The 17000-nt window shown below is 74.3% G+C and carries 14 protein-coding genes and 2 pseudogenes; 10 read left to right on the top strand and 6 right to left on the bottom strand.

What is annotated here, in order from left to right; genetic code table 11:
- Window positions 1-214 precede the first annotated feature (214 nt).
- Window positions 215-2614, top strand: coding sequence for an excinuclease ABC subunit UvrA (locus tag ACIRFH_RS25290; protein ID WP_403524974.1), 2400 nt, complete (start codon window positions 215-217; stop codon window positions 2612-2614).
- A gap of 373 nt (window positions 2615-2987) precedes the next feature.
- On the opposite strand, the gene ACIRFH_RS25285 is transcribed toward ACIRFH_RS25290, so the two are convergent.
- Both ACIRFH_RS25285 and ACIRFH_RS25280 read right to left on the bottom strand, forming a co-directional pair.
- Entirely contained in the window at window positions 2988-4538 is a 1551-nt protein-coding gene (locus ACIRFH_RS25285) for an SDR family oxidoreductase (RefSeq protein ID WP_403524971.1), read from the bottom strand.
- A gap of 123 nt (window positions 4539-4661) precedes the next feature.
- On the bottom strand, window positions 4662-5105 hold the full coding sequence (locus ACIRFH_RS25280) for a pyridoxamine 5'-phosphate oxidase family protein (protein WP_403524968.1): 444 nt from the start codon (window positions 5103-5105) through the stop codon (window positions 4662-4664).
- Window positions 5106-5310: 205 nt separating this feature from the next.
- On the opposite strand from ACIRFH_RS25280, the gene ACIRFH_RS25275 reads away from it, so the two are divergent.
- Window positions 5311-5877 (top strand): DUF2243 domain-containing protein, encoded by a 567-nt coding sequence (locus tag ACIRFH_RS25275; RefSeq protein ID WP_403524965.1) that lies wholly within the window; start codon window positions 5311-5313, stop codon window positions 5875-5877.
- Complete coding sequence (locus ACIRFH_RS25270) at window positions 5877-6749, top strand: cytochrome c oxidase assembly protein (RefSeq protein WP_403524962.1); 873 nt, start codon at window positions 5877-5879, stop codon at window positions 6747-6749. Before ACIRFH_RS25275 ends, ACIRFH_RS25270 begins: the two co-directional genes overlap by 1 nt.
- On the opposite strand, the gene ACIRFH_RS25265 is transcribed toward ACIRFH_RS25270, so the two are convergent.
- Complete coding sequence (locus ACIRFH_RS25265) at window positions 6726-6947, bottom strand: hypothetical protein (RefSeq protein WP_403524959.1); 222 nt, start codon at window positions 6945-6947, stop codon at window positions 6726-6728. The two genes, ACIRFH_RS25270 and ACIRFH_RS25265, sit on opposite strands and share 24 nt — an antisense overlap.
- Before the next feature lie 228 nt (window positions 6948-7175).
- Between ACIRFH_RS25265 and ACIRFH_RS25260 the strand changes: the two genes are divergently transcribed.
- The 3 genes from ACIRFH_RS25260 to ACIRFH_RS25250 all read left to right on the top strand — a co-directional run bounded on the left by ACIRFH_RS25260 (window position 7176) and on the right by ACIRFH_RS25250 (window position 9502).
- Window positions 7176-8174: a mechanosensitive ion channel family protein gene (locus tag ACIRFH_RS25260; RefSeq protein ID WP_403524956.1), complete on the top strand. Its 999-nt coding sequence runs from the start codon at window positions 7176-7178 to the stop codon at window positions 8172-8174.
- Between the two features lie 151 nt (window positions 8175-8325).
- Window positions 8326-8961, top strand: a complete 636-nt coding sequence (locus ACIRFH_RS25255) for a class I SAM-dependent methyltransferase (RefSeq protein WP_403524953.1) — start codon at window positions 8326-8328, stop codon at window positions 8959-8961.
- 16 nt (window positions 8962-8977) lie between these two features.
- Complete coding sequence (locus ACIRFH_RS25250; protein WP_403524950.1) at window positions 8978-9502, top strand: hypothetical protein; 525 nt, start codon at window positions 8978-8980, stop codon at window positions 9500-9502.
- Between the two features lie 58 nt (window positions 9503-9560).
- Here ACIRFH_RS25250 and ACIRFH_RS25245 read toward each other — a convergent pair whose 3' ends face one another.
- Window positions 9561-10751: an amidohydrolase gene (locus ACIRFH_RS25245; protein ID WP_403524947.1), complete on the bottom strand. Its 1191-nt coding sequence runs from the start codon at window positions 10749-10751 to the stop codon at window positions 9561-9563.
- A 171-nt stretch (window positions 10752-10922) separates the two neighbouring features.
- Between ACIRFH_RS25245 and ACIRFH_RS25240 the strand changes: the two genes are divergently transcribed.
- From ACIRFH_RS25240 to ACIRFH_RS25230, 3 genes and pseudogenes are all read left to right on the top strand, one after another.
- Window positions 10923-12389, top strand: a complete 1467-nt coding sequence (locus tag ACIRFH_RS25240; RefSeq protein ID WP_403524944.1) for an aminotransferase class I/II-fold pyridoxal phosphate-dependent enzyme — start codon at window positions 10923-10925, stop codon at window positions 12387-12389.
- A gap of 115 nt (window positions 12390-12504) precedes the next feature.
- Window positions 12505-12686 (top strand): annotated as a pseudogene (locus tag ACIRFH_RS25235) (hypothetical protein).
- A gap of 142 nt (window positions 12687-12828) precedes the next feature.
- A pseudogene (locus ACIRFH_RS25230) lies at window positions 12829-12999 on the top strand (penicillin-binding protein); the annotation flags it as partial.
- A gap of 71 nt (window positions 13000-13070) precedes the next feature.
- On the opposite strand, the gene ACIRFH_RS25225 reads toward ACIRFH_RS25230, so the two are convergent.
- Together ACIRFH_RS25225 and ACIRFH_RS25220 are read right to left on the bottom strand one after the other, a co-directional pair.
- Window positions 13071-14447: a carbohydrate-binding protein gene (locus tag ACIRFH_RS25225; RefSeq protein WP_403524941.1), complete on the bottom strand. Its 1377-nt coding sequence runs from the start codon at window positions 14445-14447 to the stop codon at window positions 13071-13073.
- Between the two features lie 204 nt (window positions 14448-14651).
- The gene (locus tag ACIRFH_RS25220) at window positions 14652-16313 is read right to left on the bottom strand and encodes an alkaline phosphatase D family protein (RefSeq protein ID WP_403524938.1); all 1662 of its coding nucleotides are present in this window, start codon (window positions 16311-16313) and stop codon (window positions 14652-14654) included.
- A 330-nt stretch (window positions 16314-16643) separates the two neighbouring features.
- Between ACIRFH_RS25220 and ACIRFH_RS25215 the strand changes: the two genes are divergently transcribed.
- The gene (locus tag ACIRFH_RS25215; protein WP_403524935.1) at window positions 16644-16949 is read left to right on the top strand and encodes a hypothetical protein; all 306 of its coding nucleotides are present in this window, start codon (window positions 16644-16646) and stop codon (window positions 16947-16949) included.
- The last annotated feature ends 51 nt before the right edge of the window (window positions 16950-17000 follow it).

The raw sequence follows: 17000 nt of genomic DNA, 5'->3' as shown, positions 1-17000 counted from the left end.
CGGCCGGCGGCGGACCGGACCGGTCAGGGACCGGCCGGGCAGCCGTACGGCCTGTGCGACCGCGCCCCCGTCGGCAACCTGGTCCGCGCCGACGGACGTCGTCGAGCCGTTTCGCGCCGACGGTGCGCGACGACCGGACATACTGCTCGCAGACCGAGCCAGTGGATGCCGACGGAGGCCGCGCAGCCGGCCCCGCACGACAGATGGAGAGACCATGAGCAAGGCCACGCGGACCGACACGCGCCCGCCTGCGCCGCACACTGCCGACGGCCACGACCTGATCCGCGTGCACGGCGCGCGGGAGAACAACCTCAAGGACGTCAGCATAGAGATACCGAAACGCCGCCTGACGGTGTTCACCGGGGTCTCCGGATCCGGCAAGAGCTCACTGGTGTTCGACACGATCGCCGCCGAGTCGCAACGGCTGATCAACGAGACCTACAGCGCCTTCGTGCAGGGCTTCATGCCGACCCTGGCCCGGCCCGAGGTCGACGTCCTGGACGGCCTGACCACCGCGATCAGCGTCGACCAGCGGCGGATGGGCGGCGACCCCCGTTCCACCGTCGGCACCGCCACCGACGCCAACGCGATGCTGCGCATCCTGTTCAGCCGGCTCGGCGAGCCGCGCATCGGCCCGCCCAGCGCGTACTCCTTCAACACCGCCTCGGTGCGGGCGAGCGGCGCGATCACCGTCGAGCGCGGCGCCAAGAAGGCCGTGAAGGCCACCTACGAGCGCACCGGCGGCATGTGCACCCGCTGCGAGGGCCGGGGCACGGTCTCCGACATCGACCTCACCCAGCTCTACGACGACTCCAGGTCGCTGAACGAGGGCGCGTTCACCATCCCCGGCTGGAAGTCGGACAGCCAGTGGACCGTGCAGGTATACGCCCAGTCCGGCTTCGTCGACCCGGACAAGCCGATCCGCGACTACACCGAGAAGGAACTGCGGGACTTCCTGTACGGCGAGCCGGTCAAGGTGAAGGTCAACGGCGTCAACCTCACCTACGAGGGCCTGATCCCCAAGATCCAGAAGACGTTCCTGTCCAAGGACAAGGAGGCGATGCAGCCGCACATCCGGGCCTTCGTGGAGCGGGCCGTCACCTTCACCACGTGCCCCGGGTGCGACGGCACCCGCCTGAGCGAGGGCGCCCGGAACTCGCGGATCGGGAAGATCTCCATCGCCGACGCCTGCGCCATGGAGATCCGCGACCTCGCCGAATGGGTCCGCTCCCTCGACGAACCGTCGGTCGCACCGCTGCTGGACGCGCTGCGGCACACCCTCGACTCGTTCGTGGAGATCGGGCTGGGCTACCTCTCCCTCGACCGGCCGGCCGGCACGCTGTCGGGCGGCGAGGCCCAGCGCGTCAGGATGATCCGCCACCTAGGCTCCTCGCTCACCGACGTCACGTACGTCTTCGACGAGCCCACCGTCGGCCTGCACCCCCACGACATCCAGCGCATGAACGGTCTGCTGCTGCGGCTGCGGGACAAGGGCAACACGGTGCTCGTCGTGGAGCACAAGCCGGAGGTCATCGCCGTCGCCGACCACGTCGTCGACCTCGGCCCCGGCGCCGGCGCGGCCGGTGGCACCGTCTGCTTCGAGGGCACCGTCGAGGGGCTGCGGGCCAGCGGCACGATCACCGGCCGCCACCTCGACGACCGGGCCCGCCTCAAGGAGAGTGTGCGCAAGCCGACCGGCGCGCTGGAGATCCGCGGCGCGAACACGCACAACCTGCGGGACGTCGACGTCGACATCCCGCTCGGCGTGCTCTGCGTGGTCACCGGCGTGGCGGGGTCCGGCAAGAGCTCGCTGATCCACGGCTCGGTCCCCGCCGGTGCGGACGTCGTCTCGGTCGACCAGAGTCCCGTCAAGGGCTCGCGGCGGAGCAACCCGGCGACCTACACCGGACTGCTCGACCCGATCCGCAAGGCGTTCGCGAAGGCCAACGGCGTCAAGCCCGCCCTGTTCAGCGCCAACTCCGAGGGCGCCTGCCCCACCTGCAACGGCGTCGGCGTCCTCTACACCGACCTGGCGATGATGGCCGGCGTCGCCACCCCCTGCGAGGACTGCGAGGGCAAGCGGTTCCAGGCGTCGGTGCTGGAGTACCGCCTCGGCGGCCGGGACATCAGCGAGGTGCTCGCCATGCCGGTGACCGAGGCCGCGGAGTTCTTCGGCGCCGGCGAGGCGCGTACGCCCGCCGCGCACCGGATCCTCGAGCGGCTCGCCGACGTCGGCCTCGGCTACCTCACCCTCGGCCAGCCGCTCACCACGCTGTCCGGCGGCGAGCGGCAGCGGCTCAAACTGGCCACCCACATGGCCGACAAGGGCGGCGACCGGTTCGTCTACGTCCTCGACGAGCCGACCAGCGGCCTCCACCTCGCCGACGTCGAGCAGCTGCTCGGTCTGCTGGACCGGCTCGTCGACTCCGGCAGGTCCGTCATCGTCGTCGAGCACCACCAGGCGGTCATGGCCCACGCCGACTGGATCATCGACCTCGGGCCGGGGGCCGGCCACGACGGAGGCCGGATCGTCTTCGAGGGCACCCCCGCCGACCTCGTCGCCGCCCGCTCCACCCTCACCGGAGAACACCTCGCGGCCTACGTCGGTGCCTGACCCGTGCCGGGGGCCGGCGCCCCGCCCCCCCCCCCCCCCCCCGGGGGGGGGGGGGGGGGGGGGGGGCCCCCCCCCGGGGGCGGGGGGGGGCCGGGGGGGGCCGGGCGCGGCCGCCCGGGGCCCCCGCCGGGCCCCCCCCCCCCCCCCCCCCCCCCCCAACCCCCCCCCCCCCCCGGGGGGGGCCCCCGGGGGGCGGGCCCCCCCCCCCCCCCCGCCGCCCCACGGCACGGTGGCGCGGTGGCGGTGCGCGGCCCGCCCCGGTCGGGGACCCGCGCGGAGCGGTTCCCACGGCCTGTCGGACGCGGGAACCGGGGCTGCCACCCGCCGTCCTGACACTCCGTGAGACCGCACCGCCAGAAACATCTGGCGGGCCTCAGGCGGGTGGCCGCTCCGGGGCGGGGCCGTGGTCCCGGGCGGCGGCCCGGGCGATGTTGCGGGCCATACCGCCGAACACGACGGCGTGGAACGGCCACACGCTCCACCAGTAGGCCTGGCCCGCCAGCCCGTGCGGATGGAACAGGGCCCGCTGGCGGTACCGCGTCCGGCCGGCGTCGTCGGTCCCGGCGTACATCTCCAGCCAGGCCAGGCCCGGCAGCCGCATCTCGGCACGCAGCCGCAGCAGCCGACCGGGGAGGATCTCCTCCACCCGCCAGAAGTCCAGCGAGTCCCCCGCCCGCAGCCGGGCGGCGTCGCGTCGGCCGCGGCGCAGGCCCACCCCGCCGGCCAGCCGGTCCAGCCGGCCCCGTACCGCCCAGGCGAGCGGGAAGGAGTACCAGCCGTTGTCGCCTCCGATGCCCTCGATCACCCGCCACAGCGCCTCGCGCGGGGCGTCGACGGTCAGCTCGCGGTCGTCCGTGTAGAGGCTGCCGCCCGCCCAGTCGGGGTCGGTGGGCAGCGGATCGCTGGGTGTGCCCGGCACGGACGCGGACGACCACCGGGTGGTGACCCGCGCCTCCCGCACCCGGCGCAGCGCCAGCCGCAGGGCGTCGTCGAAACCGAGCGGACAGCCGGGCGGCGGCGGCACGTACCGCTCGATGTCGTTCTCCCGGCACACCACCTCGTGCCGCAGCGACTCGGTGAGCGGACGCGCGATGGACGCCGGCACCGGGGTGACCAGGCCCACCCAGTGACTGGACAGGCCGGGGGTGAGCACCGGCACCGGGAGGATCAGCCGTCTCGGAAGCCCGGCGATCTCCGCGTAGCGCAGCATCATGTCCCGGTAGGTGAGGACGTCGGGCCCGCCGACGTCGAAGGCGCGGCTGACGTCGTCCGGCATGCGCGCGCTGCCGACGAGGGCGCGCAGCACGTCCCGGACGGCGACCGGCTGGATGCGGGTGTGGACCCAGCTGGGCGTGACCATCACCGGCAGCCGCTCCGTGAGGTAGCGCAGCATCTCGAAGGAGGCCGAGCCCGAGCCGATGATCACGGCGGCCCGCAGGACGGTCGTGGGCACACCGGAGGCCAGCAGGATGCGGCCCACTTCCGCCCGCGACCTCAGATGCGGCGACAGCTCGTCCTCCGGTACGCCCGGCGGGGTGAGACCGCCGAGGTAGACGATGCGGCGCACCCCCGCCGCCCTCGCCCGCTCGGCGAAGACGCGGGCGGCCCGCCGGTCGGTCGCCTCGAAGTCCCGGCCGGTGCCCAGCGCGTGCACCAGGTAGTAGGCGACGTCGACGCCCTCCATCGCCCGGGCCACCGAGTCCGCGTCCATGACGTCCCCCCGCGCCACCTCCACGTCCTGCGCCCAGGGGTGGTCGCGCAGCTTGTGCGGGGAGCGGGCCAGGCAGCGCACCGCGTGCCCGGCGGCGAGGAGCTCCGGCACGAGCCGGCCGCCGATGTACCCCGTGGCGCCGGTGACCAGGCAACGGCCCCGCGCCGGTCCGTCACCGTCCGCGCCGCCGTGTCCTTCGTTTTCCTCACTCATGGGGTTCCGTCTCTCGTGGGGCAGCCGTCGTACCGACCTCTTCCCCCGAACGGGCCGTCATGGGCGTGCGGTGGCCGGATGCGCCCCCTCTTTACGCCGATCGCGTGGCGAGGCCCGACCGCCTCACCCGGCCGGGCCGTCGCCCGCCGTGCGCGCGTCCCGGCCGGGCCGTACCGTGCCGAGGAAGCGGCGCACGTCGATCTCGATGACGACCCGTGCCGGGTTCTCCCGCGGCTGCCGGTAGCGGGCCGCGTACCGGGCCTCCGCGTCCCGGACCGCGTCGGCGTCGTCCCGTACGGTCGCCACACCCTCCAGCGTGGACCAGCGCCGGCCGTCCACCTGGCTCACGGCGACCGTGGCCTTGCCGGCCCGCTCGACATGGCGCACCTTCGCGGTGTCCCGGCTCGTGATGACGCGTGCCGTGCGGGTGGCGTGGTCGTACGTCACACCGACCGGGACCAGGTGCGGGCTGCCGTCGGCGCGCGGCGTCGACAGGAAGCACACCCGGCGCTCCTGCCAGAAGGTGACGAACTCCGCGCCCGCGTCGTCCTGTTGTCCGGTGTCCATGCGTCTCCTCGGTCCGGCCGGCGTCGCGGCCGTCGGTGATCACCCGTTCGCCTCCTCACCCTACGACGGGCGCGAGGGCACGGGTGGCGGAGGACGTGACGCAGAACGGCGGAAGGATCCGGCCGTCGGGTGGCGTCGCACGGCTGATCGGGGAAACCGTGTTCCGGAAGGTCCGCGCACCCGCCGACGGGACGGAGAACAGGCGATGGCCACCACGACAGGCGAGACCCGAGCCGCCGCGACGGCGCCGAACAGCATCCGGCTGCCCGGCATCGCCCTCGGGATCGGTCTCGGCGGCTTCGTCGACGGCATCCTGCTCCACCAGCTCCTGCAGTGGCACCACATGCTCACCAGCACCGACCACGACCGCGTCGGAGTGAAGTACTACGACCCGCAGACCGTCTCCGGCCTGGAGATGAACACCGTGTGGGACGGCATCTTCCACGCCGTGTGCTGGATCGCCGTGCTGCTGGGCCTGGCCCTGCTGTACTCCCGGGTCACGCACAACCGGCGGGCGGTGTGGACCTCCCGGGTGCTGTGGGGCTGGATCCTGGCGGGCTGGGGAGTGTTCAACCTGGTCGAAGGGCTCCTGGACCACCAGATCCTGGGCATCCATCACGTCCACGGCGGCCCCCACCAGGCATGGTGGGACGCCGGGTTCCTCGTCCTGGGCGCCCTGTTCCTGGTCGCAGGTCATCTGCTCCAGCGTGGGGGCCGGCCCTTCGACCCTGGCGCCCACCGAGACGCCGGGCGGGCCGGGGGCCGCGCCTGATGGGGCCGGCGGACCACGCGCACTCCCCGCACCACCACGGTCCGGCCGGTGACGCCGTGCCGGTCACCGGGACGACCCTGACCGTCCTGCTGATCCTGCTGGTCCTGCCGGCCGTCACCGCCGCCTACCTGCTCGCCGTACGCCGGGTCCGGCGCCGTAACCCCGCGCTGGGCTGGAGCGGCCTGCGGTCGGCGTCGTTCCTCGGCGGGGCGGCGCTGCTCGCCGCGGCCCTGCTGCCACCGCTGGGGCCGGCCGCGCACACCGACTTCCGGGGGCACATGGCCCAGCACATGCTCATCGGCATGTACGCGCCCCTGCTCCTGGTCCTGGCCGCGCCGGTCACCCTGCTGCTCCGCGCCCTGCCGCCGTCCCACGCCCGCCGGGTGACCACGCTGCTGCACGGCCGCCCCGTCCGCCGCGTCACCCACCCCGCCGTGGCGCTCGCCCTGAGCACCGGCACCCTGGGCCTGCTGTACTTCACCCCGCTCTACGACGCGGCCATGGGCCATCCGGCCGGGCACGGGCTGATGAACGCCCACTTCCTGGCGTCCGGATGCCTCTTCGCCCACGCCGTGGCGGGCCCCGATCCGGCGCCCGGGCGTCCGGGCGTGAAGGCCCGGCTCGTGTACCTCGGCATCGCGATCGCCGCCCACGCCCTGATCGCCCAGGCGATGTACGGCGGGTTCTTCGTCCACATCCACGCACCGGTCGACCAGGTCCGGCAGGGGGCGGAGATCATGTACTACGGCGGTGACATCGCCGAACTGCTGCTCGCCGCCGCCCTGGTGTCCACCTGGCGGCCCGAGCGGCGCGGGGCGCGTCCGCGAGCCCTGCCGGCGGCCTCGGGGTCAGGCGGCGTCCCGGTCCGCTGAGGCCGGGGACCGCCCGGCCGGCGCCGGACCCCGGCCCGCTCCCGCGCCGGCCCTGCCCCCGGGTACGAGCCGCAGGTGCCGTCGGCGCCGGGCGTGCCGGGCCGGTCGCGTGTCACGGAAGAGCCTGTCCTCCAGCCACGTCATGGTGAACAGCAGCAGCCCGAGTCCGGGCAGCAGCAGGACGGCAACGGTGACCACGCCGCAGGCCCCCTCCGCTGTGAGTGACTTCCTCGCGGATGCCCGGAGCGGCGCCGGTGATGGGCCCGGGCACCGTGAAGATGACGCGACCGTCGGACATATGGCGCATATACGGACCGACCGCACGAGTGGGTCGGGACATGCTCCCGTGTCATGTCCGAGCGCCCCGCGGGTAGGCGGGGCCGACGGCACAGGAGACACACGCCGAGGAACGGAGCACGTGAGGCGATGACGCACGCAACCGCACCCACCGGGACGGCCACGGGACCACACCTGGCGGCCTCGTGGCCGGACTGGGCGGGCGATCACACCACCGCGCTGGTCGGAGTACCGCTGCGCATCGCCCTCATCGTCGTGGTCCTGCTGGTGGTGCGCGTGATGGCGAAGCGGGCCATCACCCGGGTCGTGCAACGCGTACTGGAACCGCCGGCCGGCGCCCCCGAGCGCACCCGCTCGCGGTGGTCCGGCCGAGGCCCCGCCGTCCTGCACCGCGACCGCACCCGGGTGAGGCAGCGGCGCGAGCAGCGGGCCCGCACCATCGGCTCGGTGCTCAGCAGCGCCGTGACCATCGTGCTGTTCATGGTCGGCGTCGCCATGGTGCTCGACCAGGTGGGCATCGCGCTCGGTCCGCTGCTGGCCAGCGCCGGAGTCGTCGGCCTGGCGATCGGCTTCGGCGCGCAGAGCCTGGTCGCCGACTACCTGTCCGGCCTGCTGATCATGATCGAGGACCAGTACGGCGTCGGCGACTCGGTCGACCTGGGGGAGGCCGTCGGCGAGGTGGAGCACGTCGGCCTGCGCCTGACGCACGTGCGCGACCTCAACGGCGGTCTGTGGCACATCCGCAACGGCGAGATCCTGCGCGTCCGCAACGACAGCCAGGAATGGGCCCGCGCCGTCCTGGACGTCGCCGTGACCTACGACGCGAACCTCGACACCGTCTACCGCGTCCTCGAGGACGCCGGCCGCACGCTGCGCGAGGACCCGGACTTCGCGGACCTGCTGCTGGAGGACGTCTCGGTGTGGGGCGTGCAGTCCCTCGACCCCGACGGGGTCGTGGTGCGCGTCGCGGTCAGGACCGTGCCGCTCCAGCAGTGGGGCGTCACCCGCGAACTGCGCCGCCGCGTCAAGGACGCCCTGGACGAGGCGGGCATCGACATCCCCTTCGCGCGGAACGTGTGGGTGCGCGGCGGCGAGGCATCGGAGCCCGGGTCCACCGCCCTGCGCTGACGCGCGCGGCCGCAGGAGGGCGGTGCGTTTGCCGTTCCGGCAAAGCCGTTCGCCGTCGCGGCGGGAGCGGGTGCAGCCTGGTGCAGGACGGGCCGCGCCTCTCGCGGGCCCGGCCGAGCAGACGACCGCGTCCGTCCCACAGGAGGCACGCATGACCGACATGCCCGCACCCATCCCGGCCGCCGATTTCTGGGAGGCCCGCTATCGCGACACCGGCCGTGTCTGGAGCGGCCGTCCCAACGCACTGCTGGTCCGGGAGGCGGGCGACCTCACCCCCGGGACCGCGCTCGACCTGGGATGCGGCGAGGGAGCGGACGCCGTGTGGCTGGCCGGGCGCGGCTGGCGCGTCACCGGCGTGGACATCTCCGCCACGGCGCTCGAACGCGCCGCCGCGCACGCCGCCGAGGCAGGGGTCGGCGACCGCGTCGTCTGGGAGCGCCACGAGCTGGGACGCTCGTTCCCCGAGGGCTCCTTCGACCTGGTGAGCGCCCACTACCTCCAGTCGCCGGTGGCCCTCGACCAGCGGGCGGTCCTCAGCGGCGCGGCGAACGCCGTCGCGGACGGCGGCACGCTGCTGGTCGTCCTGCACGCCGGCTGGCCCTCGTGGCAGACCGAACCGCCCTTCGAGGCCGTCTTCCCCACCCTGGACTCGGTCCTCGACGAGCTCGCGCTGCCGGCCGGTGAGTGGACCGTGCAGACCAAGGAGACCGTCCGCCGGCCCAGCACCTCGCCCGAGGGCGTCGAGGGCCACCGCGACGACAACGTGTGGCGCCTGCGGCGCGCGTGAGGACCGAGGGCGTCCGGTGGGCACCGCCGGGCACCCGGCCGACGGGGCCGCCGGGGCCGCCGGGCGCGACCGCCCCGGCGCGGTGCGCACCGGGCAGCGGGGAGGGGCCGTGGGCGGGAAACGGCCGTCGACCACGGAAGAGGAGACCGAGGACCTGCGCCGCTGTGCCGCCGGGGTGCACGGCTGGGACAGCGGCTCCCCTCCGAGCGGCTCCGCGTCCTTCGGGACCGTCGTTTCCCCCTCCGACCCGGGGGAACCCGACACCACCAGCCGAACGCAGACCGGAGGTGCGGAGATGACCGGCGACAAGAACCACGAGGACCGCCGGGGCGACCGGTACTCCCGTGCGCGCAGCGACGAACCGGGGGCGCACTCGGGCTCCGAGAGCCAGGCCCGCGAACGCACGGTGCCGGGCACGGCGACCGCCGACGAGGGCTACCGGCCGAAGCGCGGCACGACCGCCGGTGAGCCGTTGAAGGGCGTCGAGACACAGGACGCGGACCGGGCGGACGGCCCCCGCGACGAGGATTCCGGAACCTGAACGGACGCGTCCGCGGCGACGACGAGGTCCGGACCGGCGCGTCCGCCGAGGCGGCGGATCAGCCCTCCGTCGCCTCCGCCGCGCGGTGCCGCGCCCAGGCCGCCTCGCGCAGGTCCGGGCGCAGCAGCACGTCGGCGGCCGTGCACGCCAGCGCCCCGGTCGCGGCGAGCAGCACCTCGCGGGCCCGCTCCGAGGCGCCGGCCGCGGCGAACTCGGGGGTGTGGTCGGAGCCGTCCTCGCCCATGATCGCGACGAAGGGGTGGATGGCGGGCACGCGCGTGCTGACGTTGCCGATGTCCGAGGAGCCCAGGTACACGCCCGGCACCGGGGGCGTCAGCGTGATCCCCGCCGCGGACAGGTGCCCGGCGAACCGGTCGGACAGCACCCCGCTGTCCCGGAAGTGGTCGTAGCGGACCGTGGCACGCTCCACCTCGGCCCGCGTACCGGTCGCCCGGGCGACACCCTCCGCGCACTCGCGCAGCTGCCCGATCAGCTCGTCCAGCGCCCGCGAGGTGGCCGCCCGCAGCCCGAACCGCCCCTCGGCGAACTCGGGGACGATGTTCGTGGCGGTGCCCCCGTGCGTCACGATGCCCTGCACGTGGGAGGCCTCCGGCAGCCGTCGGCCGACCACGGCCAGGACGTTGAACAGCTCCACGAGGGCCGCGAGCGCGTCGATGCCCTCGGTCGGGTTGCCCGTCGGATGGGCGGCCCGCCCGTGGAAGGCCACCCGGTACTGCACCTGCGCGGTCAGCGGCGCCCGCCGCCAGTCGTACACCCCCGGGTGGAACATCAGCGCCGCGTCCACCCCGTCGAACACCCCGGCGTCCACCTCGACGGCCTTCCCGCCCCCGCCCTCCTCGGCGGGCGTGCCCACGGCCTTCACACAGCCGGCCGAGCCGCCCAGGACGGCGTGCAGCGCGAGCGCCGCGCCCAGACCCGCCGCCGCGATGAGATGGTGCCCGCAGGCGTGACCGAGGCCGGGCAGGGCGTCGTACTCCAGCAGCAGCGCCACGGTGGGGCGGCCCTCGCCCGAGCGGGCGACGAACGCGGTCGGCAGCCCCGCGGTACCGCGCTCGACCGCGAATCCGGCGCCCTCCAGCTCACCCGTGAGCAGGGCCGCCGCCCGGTGTTCGGCGAACGCGTACTCGGGGTCGGCGTGCAGCCGCAGGGCGACGTCCCACAGCGCCCCGGTCCGGCCTGCCACCTCCTGGCGGATCTCCTGGTGGACGTCGTCGAGTGTGCGGGCCACGCGGCCTCCTCGTGTCGGGGGTTCTGACGGTCCGTGCTGTGCGGGTGCCACCGTCCGGGTGCCATGACACGCACCGGGTTTCGGCAGCCGGGTGGGTGCAATACGTTCCCATGCGCCGCGGAGCCGTCGACCACGGACGGACGGCGCCCCCGAACCGACGTGGGAGGAACGATGGATCACTCACGGGCGCCCGTACTGGAGGCGCTGCAGGACTTCCGGCGCCGGGGCGACATCGCCTACGGCCCGCCGGGACACAAGCAGGGACGCGGGGCCGATCCGAGGGTCGCGGAGATCGTCGGGATGGACGTGTTCCGCTCGGACGTCCTCTCCCTCAACGGCCTCGACGACCGCCGCCAGTCCCAGGGGGTGATCGGTCAGGCCCAGGAGCTGATGGCGGACGCCGTCGGCGCCGACCGGGCCTTCTTCTCCACCTGCGGCAGCTCCCTGTCGGTCAAGACCGCCATGCTGGCCGTGGCCGGCCCCGGCGAGAAGCTGCTGCTGTCGCGCAACGCGCACAAGGCGGTGGTCGCGGCGGTCGTCGTCAACGGCGTCGAACCGGTCTGGGTGCACCCGAAGTTCGACGGCGAACGGCACCTCGCCCACCCGCCCGAGCCGGACGACGTACGCCGCAAACTGGAGGAACACCCGGACGCCAAGGGCATGTTGCTGATCACGCCCACCGACTGGGGCACCTGCGCGGACATCGCCGGCGTGGCCCGGGTGTGCCACGAGTACGACGTGCCCCTCATCGTGGACGAGGCCTGGGGCGCCCATCTGCCCTTCCATCCCGCCCTGCCCGCCTGGGGGATGGACGCCGAGGCCGACCTGGTGGTGACCAGCGTCCACAAGATGGGCGGCGCCATCGAGCAGAGCTCCGTCTTCCACCTCCAGTACGACCGGGTGTCGCCCGAGGTGCTGGCGCAGCGCGAGGACCTGCTGGGCACGACGAGCGCCTCGTCGCTGGTGTACGCCACGCTCGACGGCTGGCGCCGGCAGATGGTCGAACAGGGCCACAGCCTGCTGGACGCCGCCCTGCGCCGCGCGGAGCGGATCCGGGCGGCGGCCGGGGACCTCCCCGGCCTGCGGCCCATGGGACAGGAGGTCGTCGACGCGGGACTCGCCGCGGCCTACGACCCTCTCAAGATCGTGATCGACGTGCGGGAGCTGGGCATCAGCGGCATGCAGGCGACCGAATGGGTGCGGGACCACTGCCACGTGGACCTCGGTGGCTCCGACACCTGCCGGATCAGCGCCTCGGTCACCCACGCCGACGACGACCACACGGAGGAGGTCCTGCTGGGCGCCCTGCGCGCACTCGTCGACGGGGCCGGCTCCATCGAGCGCCGCCCGCCCGTCCACCTGCCCGAACCCTCGGCCCTGGAGCTGGAACAGGCCATGCTGCCGCGTGCCGCGTTCTTCGCCGAGGCGGAGCACGTGCCGGCCGAACGGGCCGCCGGGCGCGTCTGCGCGGAGACGGTCAGTCCCTATCCGCCGGGCGTGCCCGTGATCGCCCCCGGCGAGGTCATCACCGACGAGGTCCTCGACTACCTGTGCAGCGGCGTCGAGCACGGCGTGCTGATCCCGGACGCCGCCGACCCGTCGGTCCGGACGCTGCGCGTGGTCCGCAACGCGTCCTGAATGTTCGAATTATCAAGGGAAACTTCTTTTGCGTTTTCTGTGAAGAAATGCATGCTTTGCGACTCCGCGGGCGCCTGTGGTGCGAAGGCCTTTGGCTACCGGAGGAGATGGTGAAATGCCTTCCAACGACAAGGTGCTCGAGGAAGTCACCCAGAACATCGACATCGAAGCGGCGCTCGACCCCGCGGAGCTCGACGGAGTCTTCCGCGACAGCCGCGAGCGCACCGCTCCGGCCCTGCAGTCCGGCGGCGGACACCTGCCGCTGTCGCCCCCGGCCCCCGCCCGAAGAAGGGCTGACGGACCGACGGGAGCAGTGAGACGGAGCAGTCGAGCACGTCGGCCCTTCTCCAGGGCACGGTGCTGGACCTCGCTTCGGACGTGGTCTCCGCTCTTCGGAGCGGAGACCACGCGCGAGCGGGCGGCGGCACCCCACCGACGGCGGCACCCCACCGACGGCGGATCGATGTACTTCCACAGCGGGACCGCCCTCGGCCGACGGGCGTTCCTCGGCTTCCGCCCCGACACCGGCACGGCCCTGGCCGCGGTGTGCACCCGCCGCTTCCGCGCCCGCGACCCGTTCATCGCCACCGCCTACGCGTTCCTCGCCGAGGGACGACGGGCGCGCTCCGGGCGAGGGGTGACCCGCGCCCGGAGCGCGCCCGTCAGGCGTGCCGCGGTCCGTCACACGCGCTGCCACAGGGCCGGCGTGCTCTCCGGCGACCAGGCGCCCTGTGCCTGGTGGTTCTGCAGGCACCGGTACCGCACACCCGCGTGGGACACCGTGGCACCGACCTGGTAGACCCGGCCGGCGGCCCACGCGTCCGCCGACGCGTTGTCCTGCGGCGCGGGCGCCTGGGCCGTGGCGGACGTGGTCGTCAGGGTGAGACCGAAGTCGCCGAGCAGCGGGTTGACCGGCTGGTAGAAGGTGGTGCCGCCGCTGGTGCAGTCGCCCGAGCCGCCCGACGTGGTGCCCTGCGCCTGGGCGCCCGCGACGAAGGGGCCGCCGGAGTCGCCGGGTTCGGCGCACACCGTGGTCTCGGTCAGCCCGTCGACGGTGCCCTCGGCGTAGCGGACGCTCGTGTCGTGCTGGCGGACCGTGCCGCAGTGCCAGCCGGTGGTGGACCCGGAACGGCACACCGACGCCCCGACGAGCGCCTCCACCGAGCCGGCGATCTGCACCTTCTGCCCGTCCTGCGCCTTGACGTCGGGCGTGGCGCTCCAGTCGGCGTTGACGGCCACCCAGGCCATGTCCTTGCCGGGGAAGGTGGAGCTCTGGAAGGTGCCCTGGGCGCTCTGGTCGTACCCGGTGGTCTTCGCGCCCGGCCTGCCGCAGTGACCGGCCGTGGCGAATCCCTGCTGCCGGTCCTTGGTGACGGAGAAGCCGATGGAGCAGCGGGCCTGGGCGTCGATGTAGTAGGCGTCGCCGCCGACGAGGTCCTTCAGCACCCGCGGCCGGTTCGGGGACACCCGGACGCCCACGTTCTCGGCACCGACGCCGGCGGCCTCGACGAAGGCCGCCGCGGCCGCCTCCCCGGTCGCCTGGACCACGACCCGGTTGGTCTTCACGTCGACGTACCAGACCGGCGTCTCGGCGGCCCCGGTCCGGACGGCGGCGGCGTCCAGCTTCCGCTTCACCGCGGCGAGCTCGGCCAGCGGCTTCTCGACGACCGCCGCCTTGGCGCCCTGTGCCCGGATCGCGCCGGTGTCGGCGGCGTCGGTGGTGGCGACGGTCAGCTCGGCGGAGGTCGCGCCGCTCACCCAGGCCCCGGCGAAGCGGTCACCCAGCGTGTTGCGCAGCCGCCCCGCACGGGTGCCGGCCTCCGCCTCGTTGACCAGCCGGGCCGTCGCCTGGTCCGGCGTCAGGCCGAGGTCGCGCTCCATCGCGCGCAGCACCTGCGCGGACGGTTTGTCGGCGCCGAGCGTCTGGGCGGCGGTGGGCAGCGGTCCCGGCGCGGGCGGCGGCGCGGCCGTCGCGGCCGAGGGGAGCGCGGTCAGGGCGAGCGCGCCGAGCGCGGTCAGGGCGGCGCGGCGGGTGCGCGCGGCATGTCTGCCGACCATGCGATGTGCCTCCTTCGAGGGCTGTGCGAGACAGCGGAAAACAGCGGCGGAAACGGTGGTGACCGTGGGTCGCTGTGAGACCGCGGCGAAGTCACAGGACTTGCCGGAAAGATCTGCGGCGATGCCGGGCCCAGGCGTCTTTCCCGCGATGGGGGACCCTTTGGGTGCCAAGTGCAGTACGCGCGCGTGTCCGTCGCGCCCGGCTCAGGCCGGGTGCAGCCCCGGGGCGCCCGCCTCGGTGACGAAGGACGCGGCCGTGGTGACGGGCGCGCCGGGTGTGCTGACGGCGGGGACCGTCCTGAAGTCCAGGTGGGCCGCCCGGTGGCCGAGTTCGGCGCGGACGTAGCCGCGCCTGCCGTCGTAGAACTTCAGGTGCGGGTTGGCCCGCATGTACGTGTCCCAGTTGGCGGGCTGCTCCACGCCGTCCCGGCCGCTGGCGACGGAGGTGCAGGTGACCTCCGTACCGAGGGTCCGGGACGAGGGGTCGTCGAAGTCGTCCTTGACGTCGAAGGCGTACGCCACGTGCACGTCGCCGGTGAGGATCAGCCAGTTGTCGGCCCCGGCCGCCTTCGCCCCGGCGACGACCCGGTCGCGGGATGCCCGGTAGCCGTCCCAGGCGTCCATGGAGAGCGCGGCGTCGGCGGTCACGTCGAACCTGCGCTGGGAGAAGCAGACCTGCTGCGGCATGACGTTCCACAGCGCCGTCGAGTTCCGCCAGCCGTCGATCAGCCACTTCTCCTGCGCGGCCCCGGTGAGGGTGCGCGCCGGGTCGTCGGACTCGGGCCCGGGGGCGTGCGGGCGGTCGTCGTACGCCTGGTCGGAGCGGTACTGGCGGGTGTCCAGGACGTCGAACTGGGCGAGCGTGCCCCAGTGCAGCCGGCGGTACAGCCGCGCGTCGGGGCCCTGGGGCAGCTGTGCGGCGCGCAGCGGCTGGTTCTCCCAGTACGCACGGTAGGCGGCGGCCCGGCGCAGCAGGAACTCGGCGGGCGGCACGGCGTTCTCCGGGACGCCGCCGGCGTAGTTGTTCTCCGTCTCGTGGTCGTCCCAGGTGACGACGAAGGGATGGGCGTGGTGCGCGGCCTGGAGGTCCTTGTCGCTCTTGTAGAGCGAGTAGCGCAGCCGGTAGTCGGCGAGCGTCATGGTCTCGCGGTCGAACACGTCGGGCAGCGTGATGTCCGTGTAGCGGCGCTCGCCGCCCGCCGGGTTCACCGCGTACTCGTAGAGGTAGTCGCCGAGGTGGAAGACCAGGTCGACGTCGTCCTCGGCGAGGTGCCGGTGCACGGTGTAGTAGCCGTCCTGGTAGGCCTGGCAGGCGACGGCGGCCAGCCTCAGGGCGCCCGGGTCACTGCCCGGCGCGGGCGCGGTGCGGGTGCGGCCCGTCGGGCTGGTCCAGGGCCCGGTCCGGAAGCGGTAGTAGTACTCGGTGCCCGGTGTCAGGCCCGCGACGTCGACGTGCACGCTGTGGGCGTACTCGGCGTGGGCGTCGGCGGTGCCCCGGAACAGGACGCCCGCGAAGCGGTCGTCGAGGGCCACCTCCCACTCGACCGCGACCCGCTCGGTGCCCATCCCGCCGTCCTCCAGGAAGGGTTCGGGCGCCAGCCGGGTCCACAGCAGCACCGAGCCCGGCAGCGGGTCACCGGAGGCGACGCCGAGGGTGAAGGGGTCCTTGGTGATCCGGGCGGTGCGCTCGCGGGCGGCGACCGCGCCCCGGGCCGGCAGGTTGGTGGTGAAGGCGAGCGCGGCGGCCGCCGCGGTGACGGTGAGGAAGCGCCGACGGCCGAGGTGCCCGGCGGCGGCGCGCAGCACGGCGTCGTGCGGGGAGAAGGCGTGCTCGGCCAGTGCGCTGTGACGGCCGGTGGGCGCCATCCGGTGTCCTCTCGTACGGGGCGGGCGGTCCGTGGGCGGGCGGCACGGGGAGCCGGGTGTGCCCCGGGCGGTCGCTCCGCGCACGCCGGCACGGGTCCTCGCGTCGGGAGAGCCGGTGTGCGCGGTCCGCGCCCGGGCCCGGGCGTGCGGTGACGCCGACCCGTGGTGCGCGGACCCCGCATGTTAAGCAGACGGAACGACCGAAACGGGCGGGGCGTGCGGAGTGATCACACAGGAGGCGGTACGCGGGTGTGGCCGGCGCGGGCGCGGGGCACTCGGGACGGGCGGGACAGCGCGTACGCGGCGGAGGAAAGGCGGCGGGCCGGGGCGATGGCCAGGAGACGGCGCTACGAGGTGGCGGCCTCGGGCCGCTGGTGGGACGCGGAGGACAACCGCTGGCTGCCGGCCGGTGAGGTGCACGCGTGGGAACAGGGCATGAACCAGACCGTGTGCGGGCTGTCCCTGCACCGGTCGCAGCTGTCCCGCTTCCCGTCCGTCGGCTGGGCCGACGTGCTGCCCGAGTCCGGTGGCGCGGCCGACGAGGTGCGCCGGGTCTGTCCCCGTTGCGCCGCCGCGGCCGGCCGCCGCGGCGCGGACGCCCGTCCCGCGTGGCGGCGCACCGACCCCCGGCCTTAGGACCGGACGGCTTCGCGGCCGTAGGACCGGACGCGTCGTCCGGTCCTACGG

This window comes from Streptomyces sp. NPDC093586 (genome assembly GCF_044764905.1).
Lineage (GTDB): Bacteria > Actinomycetota > Actinomycetes > Streptomycetales > Streptomycetaceae > Streptomyces.
The sequence above is the reverse complement of the archived record's forward strand: the minus strand, read 5'-3'. Positions and strand labels throughout refer to the sequence as shown.